At 70.6% G+C, this 19,494-nt stretch carries 16 protein-coding genes; 15 read left to right on the forward strand and 1 reads right to left on the reverse strand.

Annotation, left to right across the window (positions count from 1 at the left end; all coding sequences use genetic code 11):
* Nucleotides 1-24 precede the first annotated feature (24 nt).
* The 9 genes from ftsW (at nt 25) to ACH4SP_RS17280 (ending at nt 8,631) form a co-directional block, all read left to right on the forward strand.
* Entirely contained in the window at nt 25-1,341 is a 1,317-nt protein-coding gene (ftsW, locus tag ACH4SP_RS17240) for a putative lipid II flippase FtsW (protein WP_398415586.1), read from the forward strand.
* Nucleotides 1,342-1,347: 6 nt separating this feature from the next.
* Complete coding sequence (gene murG, locus ACH4SP_RS17245) at nt 1,348-2,442, forward strand: undecaprenyldiphospho-muramoylpentapeptide beta-N-acetylglucosaminyltransferase (protein ID WP_398415588.1); 1,095 nt, start codon at nt 1,348-1,350, stop codon at nt 2,440-2,442.
* Between the two features lie 29 nt (nt 2,443-2,471).
* Nucleotides 2,472-3,275 carry a cell division protein FtsQ/DivIB gene (locus tag ACH4SP_RS17250; protein WP_398415590.1) on the forward strand — a complete coding sequence of 268 codons (804 nt, stop codon included), beginning with the start codon at nt 2,472-2,474 and terminating at the stop codon, nt 3,273-3,275.
* Nucleotides 3,276-3,550: 275 nt separating this feature from the next.
* The gene (gene ftsZ, locus ACH4SP_RS17255; RefSeq protein WP_398415592.1) at nt 3,551-4,765 is read left to right on the forward strand and encodes a cell division protein FtsZ; all 1,215 of its coding nucleotides are present in this window, start codon (nt 3,551-3,553) and stop codon (nt 4,763-4,765) included.
* Nucleotides 4,766-4,778: 13 nt separating this feature from the next.
* Nucleotides 4,779-5,513 (forward strand): peptidoglycan editing factor PgeF, encoded by a 735-nt coding sequence (gene pgeF / locus ACH4SP_RS17260; protein WP_398415594.1) that lies wholly within the window; start codon nt 4,779-4,781, stop codon nt 5,511-5,513.
* A gap of 30 nt (nt 5,514-5,543) precedes the next feature.
* The gene (locus ACH4SP_RS17265) at nt 5,544-6,263 is read left to right on the forward strand and encodes a YggS family pyridoxal phosphate-dependent enzyme (RefSeq protein WP_398416298.1); all 720 of its coding nucleotides are present in this window, start codon (nt 5,544-5,546) and stop codon (nt 6,261-6,263) included.
* A 122-nt stretch (nt 6,264-6,385) separates the two neighbouring features.
* Complete coding sequence (locus ACH4SP_RS17270; RefSeq protein ID WP_398415596.1) at nt 6,386-6,997, forward strand: cell division protein SepF; 612 nt, start codon at nt 6,386-6,388, stop codon at nt 6,995-6,997.
* Between the two features lie 82 nt (nt 6,998-7,079).
* Entirely contained in the window at nt 7,080-7,376 is a 297-nt protein-coding gene (locus tag ACH4SP_RS17275) for a YggT family protein (RefSeq protein WP_398415597.1), read from the forward strand.
* A 49-nt stretch (nt 7,377-7,425) separates the two neighbouring features.
* Nucleotides 7,426-8,631, forward strand: coding sequence for a DivIVA domain-containing protein (locus tag ACH4SP_RS17280; RefSeq protein WP_398415599.1), 1,206 nt, complete (start codon nt 7,426-7,428; stop codon nt 8,629-8,631).
* A 363-nt stretch (nt 8,632-8,994) separates the two neighbouring features.
* Here the strand turns inward: ACH4SP_RS17280 and ileS are convergent, their stop codons facing one another.
* Nucleotides 8,995-12,153, reverse strand: coding sequence for an isoleucine--tRNA ligase (gene ileS / locus ACH4SP_RS17285; RefSeq protein ID WP_398415602.1), 3,159 nt, complete (start codon nt 12,151-12,153; stop codon nt 8,995-8,997).
* A gap of 588 nt (nt 12,154-12,741) precedes the next feature.
* Here ileS and ACH4SP_RS17290 point away from each other — a divergent pair.
* The 6 genes from ACH4SP_RS17290 to ACH4SP_RS17315 all read left to right on the forward strand — a co-directional run bounded on the left by ACH4SP_RS17290 (nt 12,742) and on the right by ACH4SP_RS17315 (nt 19,488).
* Nucleotides 12,742-13,752 (forward strand): TraR/DksA C4-type zinc finger protein, encoded by a 1,011-nt coding sequence (locus ACH4SP_RS17290; protein ID WP_398415605.1) that lies wholly within the window; start codon nt 12,742-12,744, stop codon nt 13,750-13,752.
* Nucleotides 13,753-14,052: 300 nt separating this feature from the next.
* Nucleotides 14,053-14,796: a signal peptidase II gene (gene lspA / locus ACH4SP_RS17295; RefSeq protein WP_398415607.1), complete on the forward strand. Its 744-nt coding sequence runs from the start codon at nt 14,053-14,055 to the stop codon at nt 14,794-14,796.
* Between the two features lie 74 nt (nt 14,797-14,870).
* Complete coding sequence (locus tag ACH4SP_RS17300) at nt 14,871-15,812, forward strand: RluA family pseudouridine synthase (RefSeq protein ID WP_398415609.1); 942 nt, start codon at nt 14,871-14,873, stop codon at nt 15,810-15,812.
* Nucleotides 15,809-16,279: a GNAT family N-acetyltransferase gene (locus tag ACH4SP_RS17305; RefSeq protein WP_398415611.1), complete on the forward strand. Its 471-nt coding sequence runs from the start codon at nt 15,809-15,811 to the stop codon at nt 16,277-16,279. Before ACH4SP_RS17300 ends, ACH4SP_RS17305 begins: the two co-directional genes overlap by 4 nt.
* A 148-nt stretch (nt 16,280-16,427) precedes the next feature.
* A complete protein-coding gene (locus ACH4SP_RS17310; RefSeq protein ID WP_398415613.1) occupies nt 16,428-18,014 on the forward strand; it encodes a Na+/H+ antiporter in 1,587 nt (528 codons plus the stop codon).
* A gap of 289 nt (nt 18,015-18,303) precedes the next feature.
* Nucleotides 18,304-19,488, forward strand: a complete 1,185-nt coding sequence (locus ACH4SP_RS17315; protein ID WP_398415615.1) for a DUF418 domain-containing protein — start codon at nt 18,304-18,306, stop codon at nt 19,486-19,488.
* Nucleotides 19,489-19,494 lie beyond the last annotated feature (6 nt).

Genomic DNA, 19,494 nt, shown 5'->3' on the forward strand with positions numbered 1-19,494 from the left:
CTGTTGTTGGAGGGGACCACCGAGATGCCGGCCACGGCCAGAAGAACGTCAGGCGCACGTCCCGCCGCCGCGCGCGGCGGGACACCGGCCAGGACCGCGCGCGGCCCCGGTGGCCCCCGCAAGCTGTACGAGCAGGTCCGCAGGGCCTGGGACCGGCCCCTGACGGCGTACTACGTCATTCTCGGCAGCGCCCTGCTGATCTGCGGGCTCGGCCTGGTGATGGTCTACTCCGCGTCGATGATCAAGGCGCTCCAGCTCCACCTGGTCAGCTCGTACTTCTTCCGCAAGCAGTTCCTGGCGGCCGCCATCGGCGCCGTCCTGCTGCTGGCCGCCGCCCGGATGCCGGTCAAGCTGCACCGTGCACTTTCCTACCCGCTGCTGGCCGGCACGGTCTTCCTGATGGCGCTCGTCCAGGTCCCCGGGATAGGGCACGCGGTCAACGGCAACCAGAACTGGATCTCGCTGGGCGGCCCCTTCCAGCTCCAGCCCAGCGAGTTCGGCAAGCTGGCCCTCATCCTGTGGGGCGCCGACCTGCTGGCCCGCAAGCAGGACAAGCACCTCCTGGCCCAGTGGAAGCACATGCTGGTGCCGCTCGTGCCGGTCGCCTTCATGCTGCTCGGGCTGATCATGCTCGGTGGGGACATGGGCACCGCGATCATCCTCACCGCGATCCTTTTCGGCCTGTTGTGGCTGGCCGGTGCGCCGACCCGGCTGTTCGCCGGCGTCCTCGGCTTCGCCGGATTCCTCGGCTTCGTCCTCGTCAAGACCAGCTCCAACCGGATGGCCCGCCTCGACTGCGTACTGAGCACCGAGATGGGCCCCGAGGGGCAGTGCCAGCAGGCCGTGCACGGAATCTACGCCCTCGCGTCCGGCGGCTGGTTCGGATCCGGGCTCGGTGCGAGTGTGGAAAAATGGGGTCAACTCCCCGAACCCCACAACGACTTCATCTTCGCCATCACCGGCGAGGAACTGGGTCTGGCGGGGACGCTGTCGGTACTCGCCCTGTTCGCGGCCCTAGGCTATGCGGGTATCCGCGTGGCCGGACGCACGGAGGACCCCTTCGTGAGGTACGCCGCGGGAGGTGTGACCACCTGGATCATGGCGCAGGCCACGATCAACATCGGTGCGGTGCTCGGCCTGTTGCCGATCGCCGGTGTCCCGCTCCCGCTGTTCTCGTACGGGGGCTCGGCGCTGCTGCCGACCATGTTCGCCGTAGGGTTGCTGATCGCCTTCGCGCGTGACGACCCGGCGGCGCGGGCCGCACTGGCCATGAGGCGGCCCGGGACGAGATGGAAAACGATGAGACGGCGCGTCAAGAAGCGTCCGTCCGGAGAGCGGTGAATTTCGGTGCATGTCGTACTCGCCGGTGGGGGGACCGCCGGCCACATCGAGCCCGCGCTCGCCCTCGCGGACGCCCTGCGCAGGCAGGACCCCACCGTGGGGATCACGGCCCTCGGCACGGAACGGGGCCTGGAGACCAGGCTCGTACCCGAACGCGGCTATGAGCTGGGTCTCATCCCGGCCGTACCGCTGCCGCGCAAGCCCACGCCCGAGCTGATCACCGTCCCCGGACGGCTGCGCGGCACCATCAAGGCCGCCGAGCAGATCCTGGAGCGCACCAAGGCGGACTGCGTCGTCGGCTTCGGCGGCTACGTGGCGCTGCCCGGCTACCTCGCGGCCAAGCGCCTCGGGGTGCCGATCATCGTCCACGAGGCCAACGCCAGGCCCGGCCTCGCCAACAAGATCGGCTCGCGGTACGCGGCCGCCGTCGCGGTCTCCACGCCCGACAGCAAGCTGCGGGGCGCCCGCTACATCGGCATTCCGCTGCGCCGCACCATCGCCACCCTCGACCGGGCGGCCGTACGCCCCGAGGCGCGCGCCGCGTTCGGGCTCGACCCGAACCTGCCGACGCTGCTGGTCTCCGGCGGCTCGCAGGGCGCCCGCCGCCTCAACGAGGTGGTCCAGCAGGCCGCTCCGTACCTCCAGCGCGCCGGAATCCAGATCCTGCACGCGGTCGGCCCGAAGAACGAAATGCCGCGCGTGGACAACATGCCCGGAATGCCGCCCTACATCCCGGTACCGTACGTGGACCGGATGGACCTGGCCTACGCGGCGGCCGACATGATGCTCTGCCGTGCGGGCGCCATGACCGTCGCCGAGCTCTCCGCCGTCGGGCTCCCCGCCGCCTACGTCCCGCTGCCCATCGGCAACGGCGAACAGCGGCTCAACGCCCAGCCGGTGGTCAATGCCGGCGGCGGACTGCTGGTGGACGACGCGGCCCTCACCCCCGAGTGGGTGCAGGCCAACGTCCTGCCGGTGCTCGCCGATCCGCACCGGCTGTACGAGATGTCGCGCGCGGCATCGGAGTTCGGCCGCCGGGACGCCGACGAGCTGCTCGTCGGCATGGTCTACCAGGCGATCGCAGCACGCAGGGCCGGCTGACCGGCCCCCGACGCAGGAGCGAGAGGCACGTGGCAGGACCGACGACCCGCGAACGCGGTACGAAACAGAAGTCGGGCCCTGCCACGCCCCGGGCACCCCGGAAGGGACGCCCGGGAGGGCGGCTGCGGATTCCCGTCAGCCGCCCGGTCGTTCTCTGTCTCGCCCTTTCGATCCTGCTCGCCGGTGGCGCGGTCTGGGCGCTCTACGGCTCCGAGTGGCTGCGCGTGGAGCAGGTCAAGGCCACCGGGACACAGGTTCTGAGCCCCGGTGAGGTGCTCGCCGCGGCCGCGGTTCCGACCGGAGTTCCGATGATTTCCGTCGACACGGGAGCCGTGGAGGACCGGGTTCGCGAACAATTGCCCCGGATCGACACGATCGACGTGGTCCGGTCGTGGCCGCACGGAATCGGTCTGAAAGTGACGGAGCGAAAGCCGGTGCTCCTCATCGAAAAGGGCGCGAAGTTCACCGAAGTGGACCGCCACGGTGTGCGGTTCGCCACTGTGGCGAAGGCCCCGAAGGGGGTGCCCCTCCTCGAACTGGCCGCGCAGCGCTCCTCGAGCCTGCGCCGTTTCGGCGAACAGCGGCTGCTGGAGGGGGCGGTGCGCGTCGCCGGTGAGCTTCCGGCGGCCCTGGCCCGTAACCTGACGTCGGTGAAGGTGACTTCGTTCGACTCGATCACACTGGAACTCGGTCGTGGCCGAACTGCCTTCTGGGGCAGTGGCGAGGACAACGCGGCCAAGTCGCGTGCGCTTCTCGCTCTCATGAAAGCGGCGCCCGAAGCGGGACACTTCGACGTAAGTGCCCCCACCGCCCCGGCGGCGAGCGGGAGTTGACGGTCGTTCGACCTGGCCAGCCCCCTGGTTGGTCAGCGATATGGGTGATCACATAGGGTGAAAAGAAAAACGGGAGGTTCGGCGTGTTCGTTGAACGCGCACCACTTGTCGACTTAGTGTCCTGTTCGGAAGAGTCCAAGGAACAGACACACTGGTAACCCTAAACTTCAGCGTTAGGGTTCGGGTCGGCGTTCGGACCGTCCCAAATCGGCATCAGTCGTCGCGGCGCTGCAAACTCCGTGGCGGCACGTAAATCGAGGCGAGAGGCCTTCGACGTGGCAGCACCGCAGAACTACCTCGCAGTCATCAAGGTCATCGGTGTCGGCGGCGGTGGTGTCAATGCCATCAACCGGATGATCGAGGTCGGTCTCAAGGGCGTCGAGTTCATCGCGATCAACACCGACGCGCAAGCGCTGTTGATGAGCGACGCCGACGTCAAGCTGGACGTCGGCCGTGAACTCACCCGAGGCCTTGGCGCCGGCGCCAACCCGGACGTCGGCCGGAAGGCGGCAGAGGACCACCGCGAAGAGATCGAAGAGGTCCTCAAGGGGGCCGACATGGTCTTCGTGACGGCAGGCGAGGGTGGTGGCACCGGAACCGGTGGCGCCCCCGTGGTCGCCAACATCGCCCGTTCGCTGGGCGCCCTGACGATCGGTGTGGTCACCCGCCCGTTCACCTTCGAGGGCCGGCGGCGTGCGAACCAGGCGGAGGACGGCATCGCCCAGCTCCGCGAAGAGGTCGACACCCTCATCGTCATTCCCAACGACCGGCTGCTGTCGATCTCCGACCGTCAGGTCAGCGTGCTCGACGCCTTCAAGTCGGCCGACCAGGTCCTGCTCTCCGGTGTCCAGGGCATCACCGACCTGATCACCACCCCGGGCCTGATCAACCTCGACTTCGCCGACGTCAAGTCGGTCATGTCCGAGGCCGGTTCGGCGCTCATGGGCATCGGCTCGGCGCGCGGCGACGACCGCGCGGTGGCGGCGGCGGAAATGGCGATCTCCTCGCCGCTTCTCGAAGCCTCCATCGACGGCGCCCGTGGCGTACTGCTCTCCATCTCCGGCGGCTCCGACCTCGGTCTCTTCGAGATCAACGAGGCGGCCCAGCTGGTCAGCGAGGCGGCCCACCCGGAGGCCAACATCATCTTCGGCGCCGTCATCGACGACGCCCTGGGTGACGAGGTACGGGTCACCGTCATCGCCGCCGGATTCGACGGCGGACAGCCGCCGGCCCGGCGGGAGAACGTACTGGGCGCCGGCGCGGGCAAGCGCGAGGAGCCCGCCCCGGCCTCGCGCCCGGCCCCGGAGCCCTCGCGCAACACCGGCATCGGTTCCGTACCGGTGCGCGAGGAGGCCCCGGCCCCGGTCGAGCAGCCCGCGCCGGTCAACGAGGTCCCCGCCCCGCCGACTTCGCCGCACGTCCCGCCGGCCCGCCCGTCGTACGCGGACAGCGCGGCCGAGGAGCTGGACGTGCCGGACTTCCTGAAGTGACCGGAACACATAAGTGATACAGCGGTACGACGACGAGAACGGCGCGCACTTCGCCTTCACCGACAGGTGGGGCGGGGTGAGCGCCGTTCCGTACGAGCAGCTCAATCTCGGCGGAGCGGTCGGCGACGACCCCGACGCCGTACGGAACAACCGCCGGCTGGCCGCCGAGTCCATGGGGCTCGACCCGGCACAGGTGGTCTGGATGAACCAGGTGCACGGGCGGGACGTCGCGGTCGTCGAAGGGCCCTGGGCGCCCGGCGCCGAAATCCCCTCGGTCGACGCGGTCGTGACCGCCCGTCGGGGGCTCGCCCTCGCGGTGCTCACCGCGGACTGCACCCCCGTCCTGCTGGCCGACCCGGTCGCCGGAGTGGTCGGGGCGGCCCACGCGGGCCGGCCCGGGATGCTGGCCGGGGTGGTGCCCGAGACCGTGAAGGCGATGATGTCGCTCGGCGCGGAGCCCGCCCGGATCAAGGCGCGGACCGGGCCTGCGGTCTGCGGGCGGTGCTACGAAGTGCCCGAGCAGATGCGCGCCGACGCCGCCGCGATCGAACCGGCTTCCTGGGCCGAGACCAGCTGGGGCACCCCGGCGGTCGACGTCACCGCCGGAGTGCACGCCCAGCTCGCGGCGCTCGGGGTGCGCGCGCGGTCGCAGTCGTCGGTGTGCACGCGCGAGTCGGGCGACCACTTCTCCTACCGGCGGGACCGGACCACGGGTCGGCTCGCCGGATATGTCTGGTTGGACGGGTAGGACATGACGGACCGTACGGAAGGCGCCGGTATCTCGGCGCGCAAGGACGAACTCGCCTCGAACCTGGCACAGGTGGAGGAACGTATCTCTTCCGCTTGTGCAGCTGTCGGGCGCGCGCGTGAAGAAGTGACCCTGATCGTGGTCACCAAGACCTACCCGGCGAGCGATGTACGACTGCTCGCCGAGCTGGGGGTGCGTCATGTCGCGGAGAACCGCGACCAGGACGCTGCCCCCAAGGCCGCACAGTGCGCCGACCTGCCGCTGACCTGGCACTTCGTCGGTCAGCTGCAGACCAACAAGGTGCGCTCGGTGGTCGGTTACGCGGACGAGGTGCAGTCCGTGGACCGGCTCAAGCTGGTCGGTTCCCTGTCCGCGGCGGCCGTACGGGCCGGGCGCGAGACCGGGTGCCTGATCCAGGTGGCCCTGGACGCCGAGGTGGGCGAAAGGGGCGAGAGGGGCGGCGTTTCCCCCGACGGGGTCGAGGAGCTGGCGGCCGCGGTGGCCGCCGCCGAGGGGCTCAGGCTGGACGGTCTGATGACCGTGGCCCCCCTCTCCGGGGTGTACGCGGGGCGCCAACGGGCCGCTTTCGGGGCATTGATGGAAATCTCGTCCCGCCTGCGCACGGCACATCCGACTGCCACCATGGTGTCTGCGGGAATGAGTGCGGACCTGGACGAGGCGGTGGCTGCCGGTGCGACACATGTGCGCGTCGGCACTGCGGTACTCGGCGTCCGCCCTCGCCTCGGGTAACGTCGCGAAGCAGTCGGACCACAGCAGAAAATATGGTCATCCCCACTATTCGGGGGCAGGCCCAGTGGATCGCGGGCACTTGGTGACGAGGCCGATCCACCACAGAGCGGAGGACTCAGGAAATGGCCGGCGCTATGCGCAAGATGGCGGTCTACCTCGGCCTCGTGGAGGACGATGGGTACGACGGCCGGGGTTTTGACCCCGACGACGACTTCGAACCCGAGCCGGAGCCGGAGCGCGACCACCGTCGTCACCAGCCCCCGCACCAGGCCGAAAGGGAGCGGGACGAACCGGTACGAGTGGTACAACCCCCGGCCCCCCGCGAGCCCGTTCAGCTTCCGGCAGAAAGCGGACGACCCGCCCGAATCGCCCCCGTGGCGTCCATCACACCTGAACGTCCGAGCCTGGAGAAGAACGCACCGGTGATCATGCCCAAGGTCGTGTCCGAGCGGGAGCCGTACCGCATCACCACGTTGCACCCCCGGACCTACAACGAGGCCCGTACCATCGGGGAACACTTCCGCGAGGGCACTCCGGTGATCATGAATCTCACGGAGATGGACGACACGGATGCGAAGCGACTTGTCGACTTTGCCGCGGGACTCGTCTTCGGTCTGCATGGCAGCATTGAGCGAGTGACGCAGAAGGTGTTCCTGTTGTCGCCTGCTAACGTCGATGTCACGGCGGAGGACAAGGCCCGTATCGCAGAGGGCGGTTTCTTCAACCAGAGCTGACAGAGCCGAGAGCAACACAACCGGAAACAACCGGCCTTGGGGCCGGACTGAGGCGAGAGCCAGGGGAGAGGGACGCACGGGAATGGGCATCGCACTGGACGTGATCTACATCGCGCTGATGTGCTTCCTCGTCGTGCTGATTTTCCGGCTCGTCATGGACTACGTGTTTCAGTTCGCGCGCTCATGGCAACCCGGCAAGGCGATGGTGGTCGTTCTTGAGGCCACCTACACTGTCACCGATCCACCGCTCAAGCTTCTGCGGCGGTTCATTCCGCCGCTGCGTCTCGGGGGCGTGGCACTCGACCTGTCCTTCTTCGTTCTGATGATCATCGTCTACATCCTGATCAGTGTTGTGAACAACATTGGGAGCAGGGTGTGAGCGATACGGTCTTGCCGACTGCCGACGACTACGTAGAGGTGAAGAAGAGATGCCGCTGACCCCCGAGGACGTGCGGAACAAGCAGTTCACGACCGTCCGCCTCCGAGAAGGCTACGACGAGGACGAGGTTGATGCCTTCCTCGACGAGGTCGAGTCCGAGCTGACCCGTCTGCTCCGCGAGAACGAGGACCTGCGGGCCAAGCTCGCCGCAGCGACCCGTGCGGCCGCGCAGAACCAGCAGCAGCAGGGCATGCGCAAGCCCGAACCGCAGGACAACCGGCCCGGTGGCCCGGGCGCGCCCGTTCCCGCGGCCATATCCGGACCGCCGCAGCAACAGCAGCAGCCGCCGCAGATGGGGCAGCCCCAGCAGCAGGGTGGCCCGCTCCAGCTCCCGGCAGGACCCGGTGGCCACGGCCCCGGCCCGCAGCAGGGCCAGCACGGTCCCGGTCCGATGGGCCAGGGTCCGATGCAGGGCCAGCACGGTCCCGGCCCGATGGGCCAGAACCCGATGCAGCAGGGCGGCCCGATGGGCCAGCAGCAGGGCATGGGCCAGGGCCCGATGGGCGGCCCCATGGGCCAGCCCCCGATGCAGCAGCAGCCGCCGCAGCAGCAGATGCCGCAGCCCGGTGGGGACAGCGCCGCGCGCGTGCTCTCGCTGGCGCAGCAGACCGCCGACCAGGCGATCGCGGAGGCCCGTTCCGAGGCCAACAAGATCGTCGGCGAGGCCCGTTCGCGTGCCGAGGGTCTGGAGCGGGACGCCCGTGCCAAGGCCGACGCACTGGAGCGGGACGCGCAGGAGAAGCACCGCGTCGCGATGGGCTCGCTGGAGTCCGCCCGCGCCACGCTGGAGCGCAAGGTCGAGGACCTGCGGGGCTTCGAGCGCGAGTACCGTACGCGGCTGAAGTCGTACCTGGAGTCGCAGCTGCGTCAGCTGGAGACCCAGGCCGACGACTCGCTGGCTCCGCCGCGGACCCCGGCGACGGCTTCGCTGCCGCCGGCCCCGCAGATGAGCAACTCGATGGCTCCGGCCGGTGCGGGTTCGATGGGTCACTCCATGGGCGGCAACCCGTCGATGGGCGCGCCCTCTCCCATGGGCGGCGGTCAGTCGAACGGTGCTCCGTCGTACGGCGGTCAGCAGCAGATGACGCCGGCGATGACCCAGCCGATGGCACCGGTGCGGCCGCAGGGTCCGCAGCCGATGCAGCAGGCGCCTTCGCCGATGCGCGGGTTCCTGATCGACGAGGACGACAACTGAGGCGGTTGGTGCGCGTGATGAGCGCGTAGCCGTCGGCAGGCTGAGGGGCGGGCCCCGGGACTTCGGTCCTGGGGCCCGCCCCTTTGCCGTGGGCGGGGTGCGGTGTCGGGGGCGTGCGGTCGGGAGGGTGGGGCTCCGCGTGGGGGGGCCGCCCCCTTGCCCACCCGTTCCGCCCCCGGGGGGCGGCCCCGCTGCCCAAGGGGGCTAGGGGTCGGCGGCGTCAGCCGCCCACGGGGGCAGGCATTTAGGGGCGCGGGGAACTGCGCGATCAGCCACGGCGTACCCGCGGGGAGATCACCAGCCGCGCAGTGGATACCGGAAGGGCCCGGAAGCGACTGCTTCCGGGCCCTTCCTGCGGGGGAGCTAGACCTTGCGCAGGTGGAAGGTCAGGGAGAGGGGCTCGTCGGTGAAGGGCGCGCCGAACGTGGTGTCCGGGGTGCCCTCCGCGTAGTCCGTGGCCAGGACTTCGTCGGAGATGAGGGTGGCGTGGGCCGTGAGGGCTTCTGCCGTCTCCGGGGACGAGGCCGTCCAGCGGACCGCGATGCGGTCGGCGACGTCGAGGCCGGAGTTCTTGCGGGCCTCCTGGATCAGGCGGATCGCGTCGCGGGCCAGGCCCGCCCTGCGGAGTTCCGGGGTGATTTCGAGGTCGAGGGCGACCGTGGCGCCGGAGTCCGAGGCGACGGACCAGCCCTCGCGGGGGGTCTCGGTGATGATCACCTCGTCGGGGGTGAGGGTGATCGTTTCGCCGTTCACCTCCAGCGGTGCCTCGCCGTCGCGCAGGGCGAGGGAGAGGGCTGCGGCGTCGGCGGCCGCGACCGCCTTGGCGACGTCCTGGACACCCTTGCCGAAGCGCTTGCCCAGGGCGCGGAAGTTCGCCTTGGCGGTCGTGTCGACCAGGGAACCTCCCACCTCGGAGAGGGAGGCCAGGGAGGAGACGTTGAGCTCCTCGGTGATCTGGGCCTGGAGTTCGGGGGAGAGGGCGGCGAAGCCGTTCGCCGCGACCAGGGCCCGGGAGAGCGGCTGGCGGGTCTTGACGCCCGACTCCGCGCGGGTGGCGCGGCCCAGCTCGACCAGGCGGCGCACCAGGGCCATCTGGGTCGAGAGGGTGGGGTCGATGGCGGCCAGGTCGGGCTTCGGCCAGGTGGCGAGGTGGACGGACTCCGGGGCGTCCGGGGTGACCGGGACGACCATGTCCTGCCAGACCCGCTCCGTGATGAAGGGGGTCAGGGGGGCCATCAGGCGGGTGACCGTCTCGACGACGTCGTGCAGGGTGCGCAGGGCCGCCTTGTCGCCCTGCCAGAAGCGGCGGCGCGAGCGGCGCACGTACCAGTTGGAGAGGTCGTCGACGAAGGCGGAGAGGAGCTTGCCCGCCTTCTGGGTGTCGTACGACTCCAGCGCCTGCGTGACCTGGTCGACCAGGGCGCCCAGCTCGGACAGGAGCCAGCGGTCCAGGACCGTGCGGTCGGCGGGCGCCGGGTCGGCGGCGCTGGGCGCCCAGTCGGACGTACGGGCGTACAGGGCCTGGAAGGCGACCGTGTTCCAGTACGTGAGGAGGGTCTTGCGGACGACCTCCTGGATGGTGCCGTGGCCGACGCGGCGGGCCGCCCACGGGGAGCCGCCGGCCGCCATGAACCAGCGCACGGCGTCCGCGCCGTGCTGGTCCATCAGCTGGATCGGCTCCAGGGTGTTGCCGAGGTGCTTGGACATCTTGCGGCCGTCCTCGGCGAGGATGTGGCCCAGGCAGACCACGTTCTCGTAGGACGACTTGTCGAAGACCAGGGTGCCGATCGCCATCAGCGTGTAGAACCACCCGCGCGTCTGGTCGATGGCCTCCGAGATGAACTGCGCCGGGTAGCGCTTCTCGAAGATCTCCTGGTTCTTGTGCGGGTAGCCCCACTGCGCGAAGGGCATCGAACCGGAGTCGTACCAGGCGTCGATGACCTCGGGAACACGGGTCGCCGTCAGCGAGCAGCCGTCCTGGGTGCAGGTGAAGGTGACGTCGTCGATGTACGGGCGGTGCGGGTCGAGGGAGGACTGGTCCTGGCCGGTCAGCTCGGAGAGCTCGGCGCGGGAGCCGACGCAGGTGAGGTGGTTGTCCTCGCACCGCCAGATGGGCAGGGGGGTGCCCCAGTAGCGGTTGCGGGAGAGGGCCCAGTCGATGTTGTTGGTCAGCCAGTCGCCGAAGCGGCCGTGCTTGACCGTGTCCGGGTACCAGTTGGTCTTCTCGTTCTCTTCGAGGAGACGGTCCTTGACGGCGGTCGTACGGACGTACCAGGACGGCTGCGCGTAGTAGAGCAGCGCCGTGTGGCAGCGCCAGCAGTGCGGGTAGCTGTGCTCGTACGGGACATGACGGAAGAGGAGACCGCGCGCGTCCAGGTCGGCGGTGAGCTGCTCGTCGGCCTTCTTGAAGAACACGCCGCCGACGAGGGGGATCTCCTCTTCGAAGGTGCCGTCGGGGCGGACCGGGTTCACGACCGGGAGGCCGTACGACTTGCAGACCACGAGGTCGTCCGCGCCGAAGGCGGGGGACTGGTGGACGAGACCGGTGCCGTCCTCGGTGGTGACGTAGTCGGCGTTGACCACGAAGTGGGCGGGCGCGGGGAACTCGACCAGGTCGAAGGGGCGCTGGTAGGTCCAGCGCTCCATCTCGGCGCCGGTGAAGGACTCGCCGGTCGTCGTCCAGCCTTCGCCGAGGGCCTTTTCGAGGAGGGGTTCGGCGACGACGAGCTTCTCGGTGCCGTCGGTGGCGACGACGTAGCGGACCTCGGGGTGGGCCGCGACGGCGGTGTTGGAGACCAGGGTCCAGGGGGTCGTCGTCCAGACGAGGAGGGCCGCCTGGCCCGCGAGGGGGCCGCCGGTGAGGGGGAAGCGGACGAAGACCGAGGGGTCGACGACCGTTTCGTAACCCTGGGCCAGCTCGTGGTCGGAGAGGCCGGTGCCGCAGCGGGGGCACCAGGGGGCGACGCGGTAGTCCTGGGTGAGGAGGCCCTTGTTGAAGATCTCCTTCAGGGACCACCAGACGGACTCGATGTACTCCGGGTCCATCGTGCGGTACGGGTTCTCCAGGTCGAGCCAGTAACCCATCCGCTCGGTCAGCTCGGTGAAGGCGTCGGTGTGGCGGGTGACGGACTCGCGGCACTTGTCGTTGAACGCGGCGATGCCGTAGTTCTCGATGTCCTTCTTGCCGTTGAAGCCGAGTTCCTTCTCGACCGCCAGCTCGACCGGGAGGCCGTGGCAGTCCCAGCCGGCCCGGCGGCCGACGTGGTAGCCCTGCATCGTACGGAAGCGGGGGAAGACGTCCTTGAAGACGCGGGCCTCGATGTGGTGCGCGCCGGGCATGCCGTTGGCGGTCGGCGGGCCCTCGTAGAAGACCCACTCCGGGCGGCCGTCGGACGCTTCGAGGGACTTCGCGAAGACCTTCGCCTGCTCCCAGAAGTCGAGCACGGCGTGTTCGAGGGCGGGCAGGTCGACCTGTGCGGGGACCGGGTTGTACTGCGGCTTCGGCGGCGTCGGCAGTGTCATGGGGTGTTCTTCCTCCGGCGGACTCATTGCTTCCGTCGGAGGGACGAGAGCGATCGTGCTGCTCCCGCGGTACCACCCTCCTTGACCCCGGACGACGTGCGTCCGCGGCCCCCTCATTAGGGGCGCGATGCCGGGTCTACTCGCCCGCCGCGGGTGCGGGGGCTTTCTTCCGGCGGCTCCGGGGTGATGCTTCGCGCCGTGCTCGCCCCCGGGCTCTCACCGTCCCCGGATCGCTCATCGCTGCGTGCGGCGCTACTCGGCCCCATCGATGCCTTTCGCTCCGGCCAGTGTACGGGTCGGGGTGCGGAGCGGCAGACCGGTTTTCCGGGGGCGGACGGGGAGCGGGCGCGGGGTGCAGGGGCGGGCCGGCCGTGACCCGAATGGGCACACGGGGCGCTGCGGGCTCCGGGCCCGCTGGTTCGGAGCGATTACCCGGCGGAGAGCTGGGCACAACGGATGCAGGTTCGTCTCGATACGGCGTGGGGAGGGCGGAACCGGCGGCGTGCCCCGTTGCCGCGGCGTGGGGGTCGATTTATCGTCCCAGCACGATTCGCGTGCAAGATCACAAAATGTGAAGGGGCCGCGGCCATGGTGGCTGAGAAGACCGCCGCAACGAAGAAGACGGCGTCGATGAGAACCACCGGAGCGGCGGCCGAGAAGACTTCCGCCGAGGAGTTCGCGGCGGCGCTCGCCGAATCGCTCGCCGAGAAGGAGCAGGGCGCTGCCGGGAAGAAGGCGACCGGGAAGGCAGCCGGGAAGAAGGCCGCGCCGGTGAAGCAGGCGGCGAAGAAGACGGTGAAGAAGACGGCCGGGACGGCTCCGGCGAAGAAGGCCGCGAAGAAGGCTCCCGCCAAGAAGGCGGCGGCCGGGGCAGCGGCCGCGGACAGCGGGACCGGGGCGGGCGCGGCCGAGGAGGAAGCGGCCGATGCCGGGGCGCCGGTGAAGAAGGCCGCCGGGAAGAAGGCGGCGGCGAAGAAGGCCCAGGCCAAGAAGGCCGGTGCCGGGAGGACGGCTGCCGCGGATCCTGCCGCGGCGGCCGAGCAAGTGGCCGCGCCCGCGGCCGAGGGGGCGGCCGAGGCCGCGGAGACGGGAGCCGAGACGGTGGTTGCGAAGAAGAGTCCGGGCGGCGCCACGACGGCCGGGGCCACGACGGCCAGGAAGAAGGCGGTGCCGGCGGCCCGTGCCACCACGGTCGTGGTGCCGGGCGAGCTCGCCGTACGGCCCGGGGAGGACCCGTGGACGCCGGAGGAGATCGCCGAGGCACGTGCCGAGCTCGACAGCGAGATCCTGCGGCTGCGGGCCGAGATCGTGTCGTCCGAGGAGGCGCTGACCGGGCTGATGCGTGACTCCGGCGACGGCGCGGGCGACGACGACGCGGACACCGGGACCAAGAACATCACCCGCGAGCACGAGATGTCCCTGGCCGCCAACGCCCGCGAGATGCTGGAGCAGACCGAGCGCGCCCGCGACCGGCTGGACTCCTGGACGTACGGCATCTGCGAGAACTGCGGCAAGCCCATCGGCAAGGCCCGGGTACAGGCCTTCCCGCGCGCCACGCTCTGTGTGGAGTGCAAGCAGAAGCAGGAGCGGCGCTACTAAGCGCTCCGCTGGATGTGCCGCGAGGTGCCGTTGCTCATCTGCGGCGCCGTCGTGGCTGGTCGCGCCCGCGCGGCGGAGCCGCAGATCCAGTACGGCCCCGCGCCCCTGTGGGGCGCTGCCGAACCGCAGCGGACTTCCCCCGTCCCGCTCAGGGGCCCTGTGGACCGGCCCGGTCCACAGGGCCGTGGCGGGGTGCCGCCGCGGTGCCCCCCGGGGTGCGGAGGGCGTTGCAGGCCCTCGGAGTCCGTACGTGTGTGCCGTACCCTCGTCCTCATTCAGGTACGAGGGCGAGGGACTGACGTGGCAGAGGCGGAGCGCATCATCGGTACGCCAGATGTGGAGGGAGCCGGGCCGGAGCAGTCCTCGGGTGACGAGGGCGCTGCGGAGACGGCTGCCGGGAAGACGGCGGACGCCGAGCGGAAGGCCGCCGGGCCGATGGACGACGCCGAGCGGAAGGCCGCCCGGCCGGTGGCCGACGGCGAGCCGCAGGCCGGTGCCGGTGCGGACGCCGATGACGAGGCGGCGGCCGACGGTGCGGCGAAGCCCGCCGGGCGGGGGAAGCGGAAGCTCGCGATCCTCTTCGTGTTCGCGCTCGTGGCGTACGCGCTCGACCTCGGCAGCAAGCTGCTCGTGGTGGCCAAGCTGGAGCCCAGCGGCGAGACGATCCCGCTGATCGGCGACCTGCTGCAGCTGCGGGTGATCCGCAACGCGGGGGCCGCGTTCGGCTTCGGCGAGGCGTACACGATCGTCTTCACGATCATCGCGTCCTCGGTGATCGTGGTGATCGCCAGGCTGGCGCGCAAGCTCTACAGCATGCCGTGGGCCATCGCTCTCGGGCTGCTCCTCGGCGGGGCGCTGGGCAATCTCACCGACCGGATCTTCCGTACGCCCGGCTTCCTGGAGGGGGCGGTCGTCGACTTCATCGCGCCCGCGCACTTCGCGGTCTTCAACCTCGCGGACTCGGCGGTCGTCTGCGGCGGAATCCTGATTGTGATCCTGTCGTTCCGGGGCCTGGACCCGGACGGGACCGTGCACAAGAGCTGAGGTCAGGGTCCCGGTGGAGGGGCCGGGGGCGGCTTTCGGTAAGGCTTGTCGGTGCGGTCCTGCATACTCGACGGGTGAGTACGATTCCCGAGATCCGCACCCTGTCCGTTCCCGATGGCCTTGAGGGCGAGCGCGTCGACGCCGCCATTTCCCGGATGTTCGGGTTCTCCCGGACCAAGGCGGCCGAGCTCGCCGCTGCCGGAAAGGTCCAGGTCGACGGCGCGGTGGTCGGGAAGTCCGAGCGCGTGCACGGCGGGGCCTGGCTGGAGGTCGAGATGCCCGCCCCCGCCGCCCCCGTCCAGATCGTCGCCGAGCACGTCGAGGGCATGGAGATCATCCATGACGACGACGACGTGCTGGTGATCGTGAAGCCGGTGGGCGTCGCCGCGCACCCCAGCCCCGGCTGGACCGGCACCACCGTCATCGGCGGCCTCGCCGCCGCCGGATACCGCATCTCCACCTCCGGCGCCGCCGAGCGCCAGGGCATCGTGCACCGGCTCGACGTCGGCACGTCGGGCCTGATGGTCGTGGCCAAGTCGGAGCGCGCGTACACCTCGCTCAAGACGCAGTTCCGCGAGCGTACGGTCGACAAGCGCTACCACGCCCTGGTCCAGGGCCACCCGGACCCGATGAGCGGCACCATCGACGCCCCCGTCGGCCGGCACCCCCAGCACGACTACAAGTGGGCCGTGGTAGCCGAGGGCAAGCCGTCCGTCACGCACTACGACCTCATCGAGGCGTTCCGCGCCGCGTCCCTGCTGGACATCAAGCTGGAGACGGGCCGCACACACCAGATCCGCGTGCACATGTCCGCCCACCGCCACCCCTGCGTCGGCGACACGACCTACGGCGCGGACCCGACCATCGCCAAGCGTCTCGGCCTGACCCGGCAGTGGCTGCACGCGATGCGGCTCGGCTTCACGCACCCGGGCAGCGGCGACTGGGTCGAGTTCGAGAGCCCGTACCCGGACGACCTCCAGCACGCGCTGGACGTGATCCGCGCGGAGAGCGAGTGACCGCCTCCTCGTACGCGGTGCGGGTGGCCGCGGGGCCCGAGGACCTCGACGCGTGCTTCGCGGTGCGCAAGGAGGTCTTCGTCGTCGAGCAGGAAGTGCCCGCCGAGCTGGAGTACGACACGTACGACGACACCGCGGTGCACGTCCTGGCGATCGCCGAGGACGGTACGCCGCTGGGCACCGGGCGGCTGCTGTACGGCGCCGACGCGTCGGCGAGGACGGGCAGCGGCCCGGAGGTCGGCTCGCTCGGGCGGCTCGCCGTGAGCGGGGCGGCGCGCGGCCTCGGCATCGGGGCGGCGCTGGTGCGCGGCATCGAGGACGCGGCGCGGACGCGCGGTCTGACCGCGGTCGACCTGCACGCGCAGACGCACGCGCTGAGGTTCTACGAGCGGCTGGGGTACGCGGCGTACGGGCCGGTGTTCCTGGACGCGGACATCGACCACCGGGCCATGCGCCGGGAGCTCTGACCCCTCCGGCGCCGGGGCCAGGCGGTTCGGGCCGAGCGCCCTGCCGCCGTACGGCACCCCTTCTGTGACGTTTTGCCGCCCTTCGTGGCAGGCTTGAGGCCTTGATCATCGTGTGGATCACTGCTTCGAACTGCCCGGAGGGCACCCCGTGGAACAATTGGCGCTGCTGTTCGTGCTGTTGCTCGGGGCGGTGGTCTCCGTGCCGCTGGGGGAGCGACTGGGACTGCCCGCGCCGGTGCTGATGACACTGGCCGGGGTGGTGCTCGCGCTCATCCCGTTCGTACCGAATCCGGATATTCCGCCGGAGTTCATTCTTCCGCTGGTGCTGCCGCCACTGCTGTACGCGGCCGTGCAGCGGACCTCCTGGCGGCAGTTCACCGCCAACTTCCGGCCGATCCTGCTGCTCGCCGTGGCGCTCGTCTTCGTGACCACGGCGGCCGTCGCCGCCGTCGCCAACGCCGTCGTGCCCGGACTGCCGATCGCCGCCGCCGTCGCGCTCGGGGCGCTCGTCGCGCCGCCCGACCCGGTCGCCGCTACCGCCGTCGCGGGCTCGCTCGGACTGCCCCGGCGGCTGGTGTCGATCCTGGAGGGCGAAGGGCTCTTCAACGACGTCACCGCGATCGTGCTCTACCACGTGGCCATCGGCGCCGCCGTCAGCGGAACCTTCTCCTGGCCCGCCGCGATGGGCGAGCTGGTGCTGTCCGCCGTTGTCGCCGTCCTGGTCGGCGGCGGGCTCGGCTGGATCAGCAACAAGCTCATGGGGTACCTCGGCGACGCGACGCTCCAGATCGGGCTGACGCTGCTGGTGCCGTTCGTCAGCTACGTACTGGCGGAGGAGTTCCTGGGGTCGGGCGTACTGGCCGTCCTGACGTCGGCGCTCTACCTCGCCTCGCACGCGGTCGACGCCGACGACGTGCAGGGGCGGCTCGCCGGGCAGACCTTCTGGCAGATCGTGGACACCCTGGTCACCGGGGTCGCCTTCGGCCTGATCGGCCTGGAGCTGCACTCCGTCTTCGGCCTCGCGGACGGGCGGCTCGGCGAGATGCTCGGCTGGGGCGCGCTGGTGGTGGTCGTGGTCGTCGGCGTACGGCTGCTGTGGCTGCTGCCCGCGACCTGGCTCGCGAAGCGGCTGCACAAGCGGCGCGACGTGGACGAGGACATTCCGATGAGCTGGCGGGAGACCGTCGTCATGTGGTGGGCCGGAATGCGCGGGGTGGCGTCGGTGGCGCTGGTGCTCGCGATCCCGCTCAAGACGGAATCGGGCGAGCCGTTTCCGGCCCGGGACGAGATCCTCTTCGTCGCGTTCTGCGTGATCATGACCACGCTGGTGTTCCAGGGGCTCACCCTGCCCTGGCTGGTGCGCAAGCTGGGCGTACGGGCGGACACGGACGCCGAGCGCGATCTGGAGCACACCCTCGCGGTACGGGCGGCGAAGGCGGCGAAGCGACGGCTGAAGGAGATCGAGGAGGTCGAGGAGCTGCCCGACGATCTCACCGAGCGGCTGCTGCGGGGCGCCTTCGACATCGGGGCGCGGATCAGCCCGGACATCGTCGACGAGGAGCGCCGCGAGGCGTACGCGACGCGGGCCGGCCGGGTGAAGGCGGTGGCCCGCATCCAGCGGGAGATGATGTCGGCCGCCCGGCACGAGGTGCTCGCGGCGCGGAACGAGCCGGGGGTGGACCCGGAGGTGGTGGACCGGGTGCTGCACCAGCTGGACGTACGCAGTCTGAGGTAGCGCCAGGTCGTACGCGGTCCGAGGCAGCGCTTGGACCACGCGGTCCGAGGCAGGGCCCGGTCGTACGCGGTCCGAGGCAGGGCCCGGTCGTACGCGGTCCGAGGCAGGGCTGGGCGTACGCAGTCCGGGGTAGCGCCCGGAGTCCGGCTCGGCCGCTGGTGCCGGTGGTGGCCGGGGGCGGCTGCATCGAAAGGTGCAGCGCGGATCGTCACTGCTCACGACGTTCGGTGGTGATCGCCCCGAGACGATGAAGGGACCGCAAGGGCCTGATTCGCCAGGGGAGTTGAGCATGACCGAGACCGCCACGGGGACTGCAGTGGGGGCGGTGCGCACCGGGGGCGGGCGGCTGCCCCTCCTCGACGTACTGCGCGGGGCCGCCATCCTCGGCACCCTCATGACCAACGTGTGGATCTTCACCTCGCCCGGCTCCGAGTGGGGCATCCTCCAGGGCGGCATGGACTCGCCGCTCACGGACGGGACGTTCGGAGGTGCGGCGGAGGGGGCCTTCCGGCTGTTCGCGGACGGCAAGTTCCTGTCGATGCTGACGGTGCTGTTCGGGGTGGGGCTCGCCATCCAGTACGGATCGGCGCAGCGGCGCGGGGAGCGGTGGCCGGGCCCTTACAAGTGGCGGGCGCTGTTCCTCTTCGCCGAGGGGACCGTGCACTTCGTTCTCGTCTTCGCGTGGGACGTACTGATGGGGTACGCGGTGACGGCCCTGGTGGTGGCCTGGACGCTCACCCGGACGGAGCGGTTCCGGCGGGTGGCGATGTGGGTGACGGGGAGCTTCCACCTGGTGGGCATGGGGCTGCTGACGGTGGTGCTGATCGGGGGAGGCGGAGGAGAGGGCTCCGCGAAGGTGAGCGAGGAGGTCGTGCGGCTGTACGCCGACGGCGGGTACCTGGAGCAGATCGCCTTCCGGCTGCAGAACGCGATCGCGCTGCGGCTGGAGCCGGTGCTCACCTTCTCGCTGCTGGTGTTCCTGTTCCTGCTGGGCGTACGGCTGTTCCGGGCGGGCGCGTTCGGCGCGGACGGGGCGGGGCGGGCGATCCGGGCGCGGATGGCGCGGTGGGGGCTCGGGATCGGCGTACCGCTGACGGTGGCGGCGGGACTCGGTGGCGGGGACTTCTTCCTGGTCGAGCGGTACGTGGCCGCGCCGGTGCTCGCGGTGGGGTACATGGGACTGATCGGAGTGCTCCTCGACCGGGTCCGGGGGGACGGGGTGCTGGTGAGCGGCCTCTCGGCGGTGGGCAGGACCGCCCTGTCCTGCTACGTGCTGCAGAACGCGGTGTGCGTGGTGGTGGCGTACGGATTCGGGCTGGGTCTCGCGGAGCGGTTCGCGGGGAGCGGGCCCTGGTGGGTCATGGGGCTGTGGGCCGTGGTGAGCGCGGGGCTGATGGTGGGGGCTTCCCTGTGGCTGCGGCGGTTCCGGAAGGGGCCGCTGGAGGGGGCGCAGGGGTGGGTGCTGGGACGGTAGCGGCCG

The organism is Streptomyces sp. NPDC021093, from assembly GCF_044333135.1.
Classification (GTDB): domain Bacteria; phylum Actinomycetota; class Actinomycetes; order Streptomycetales; family Streptomycetaceae; genus Streptomyces.

Coding starts and splice junctions, on each gene's coding strand:
- ftsW (WP_398415586.1), top strand. CDS start 25: ATGCCGGCCACGGCCAGAAGAACGTCAGGCGCACGTCCCGCCGCCGCG.
- ACH4SP_RS17270 (WP_398415596.1), top strand. CDS start 6,386: ATGGCCGGCGCTATGCGCAAGATGGCGGTCTACCTCGGCCTCGTGGAG.
- ACH4SP_RS17275 (WP_398415597.1), top strand. CDS start 7,080: ATGGGCATCGCACTGGACGTGATCTACATCGCGCTGATGTGCTTCCTC.
- ACH4SP_RS17280 (WP_398415599.1), top strand. CDS start 7,426: ATGCCGCTGACCCCCGAGGACGTGCGGAACAAGCAGTTCACGACCGTC.
- ileS (WP_398415602.1), bottom strand. CDS start 12,153: ATGACACTGCCGACGCCGCCGAAGCCGCAGTACAACCCGGTCCCCGCA.
- ACH4SP_RS17290 (WP_398415605.1), top strand. CDS start 12,742: ATGGTGGCTGAGAAGACCGCCGCAACGAAGAAGACGGCGTCGATGAGA.
- ACH4SP_RS17315 (WP_398415615.1), top strand. CDS start 18,304: ATGACCGAGACCGCCACGGGGACTGCAGTGGGGGCGGTGCGCACCGGG.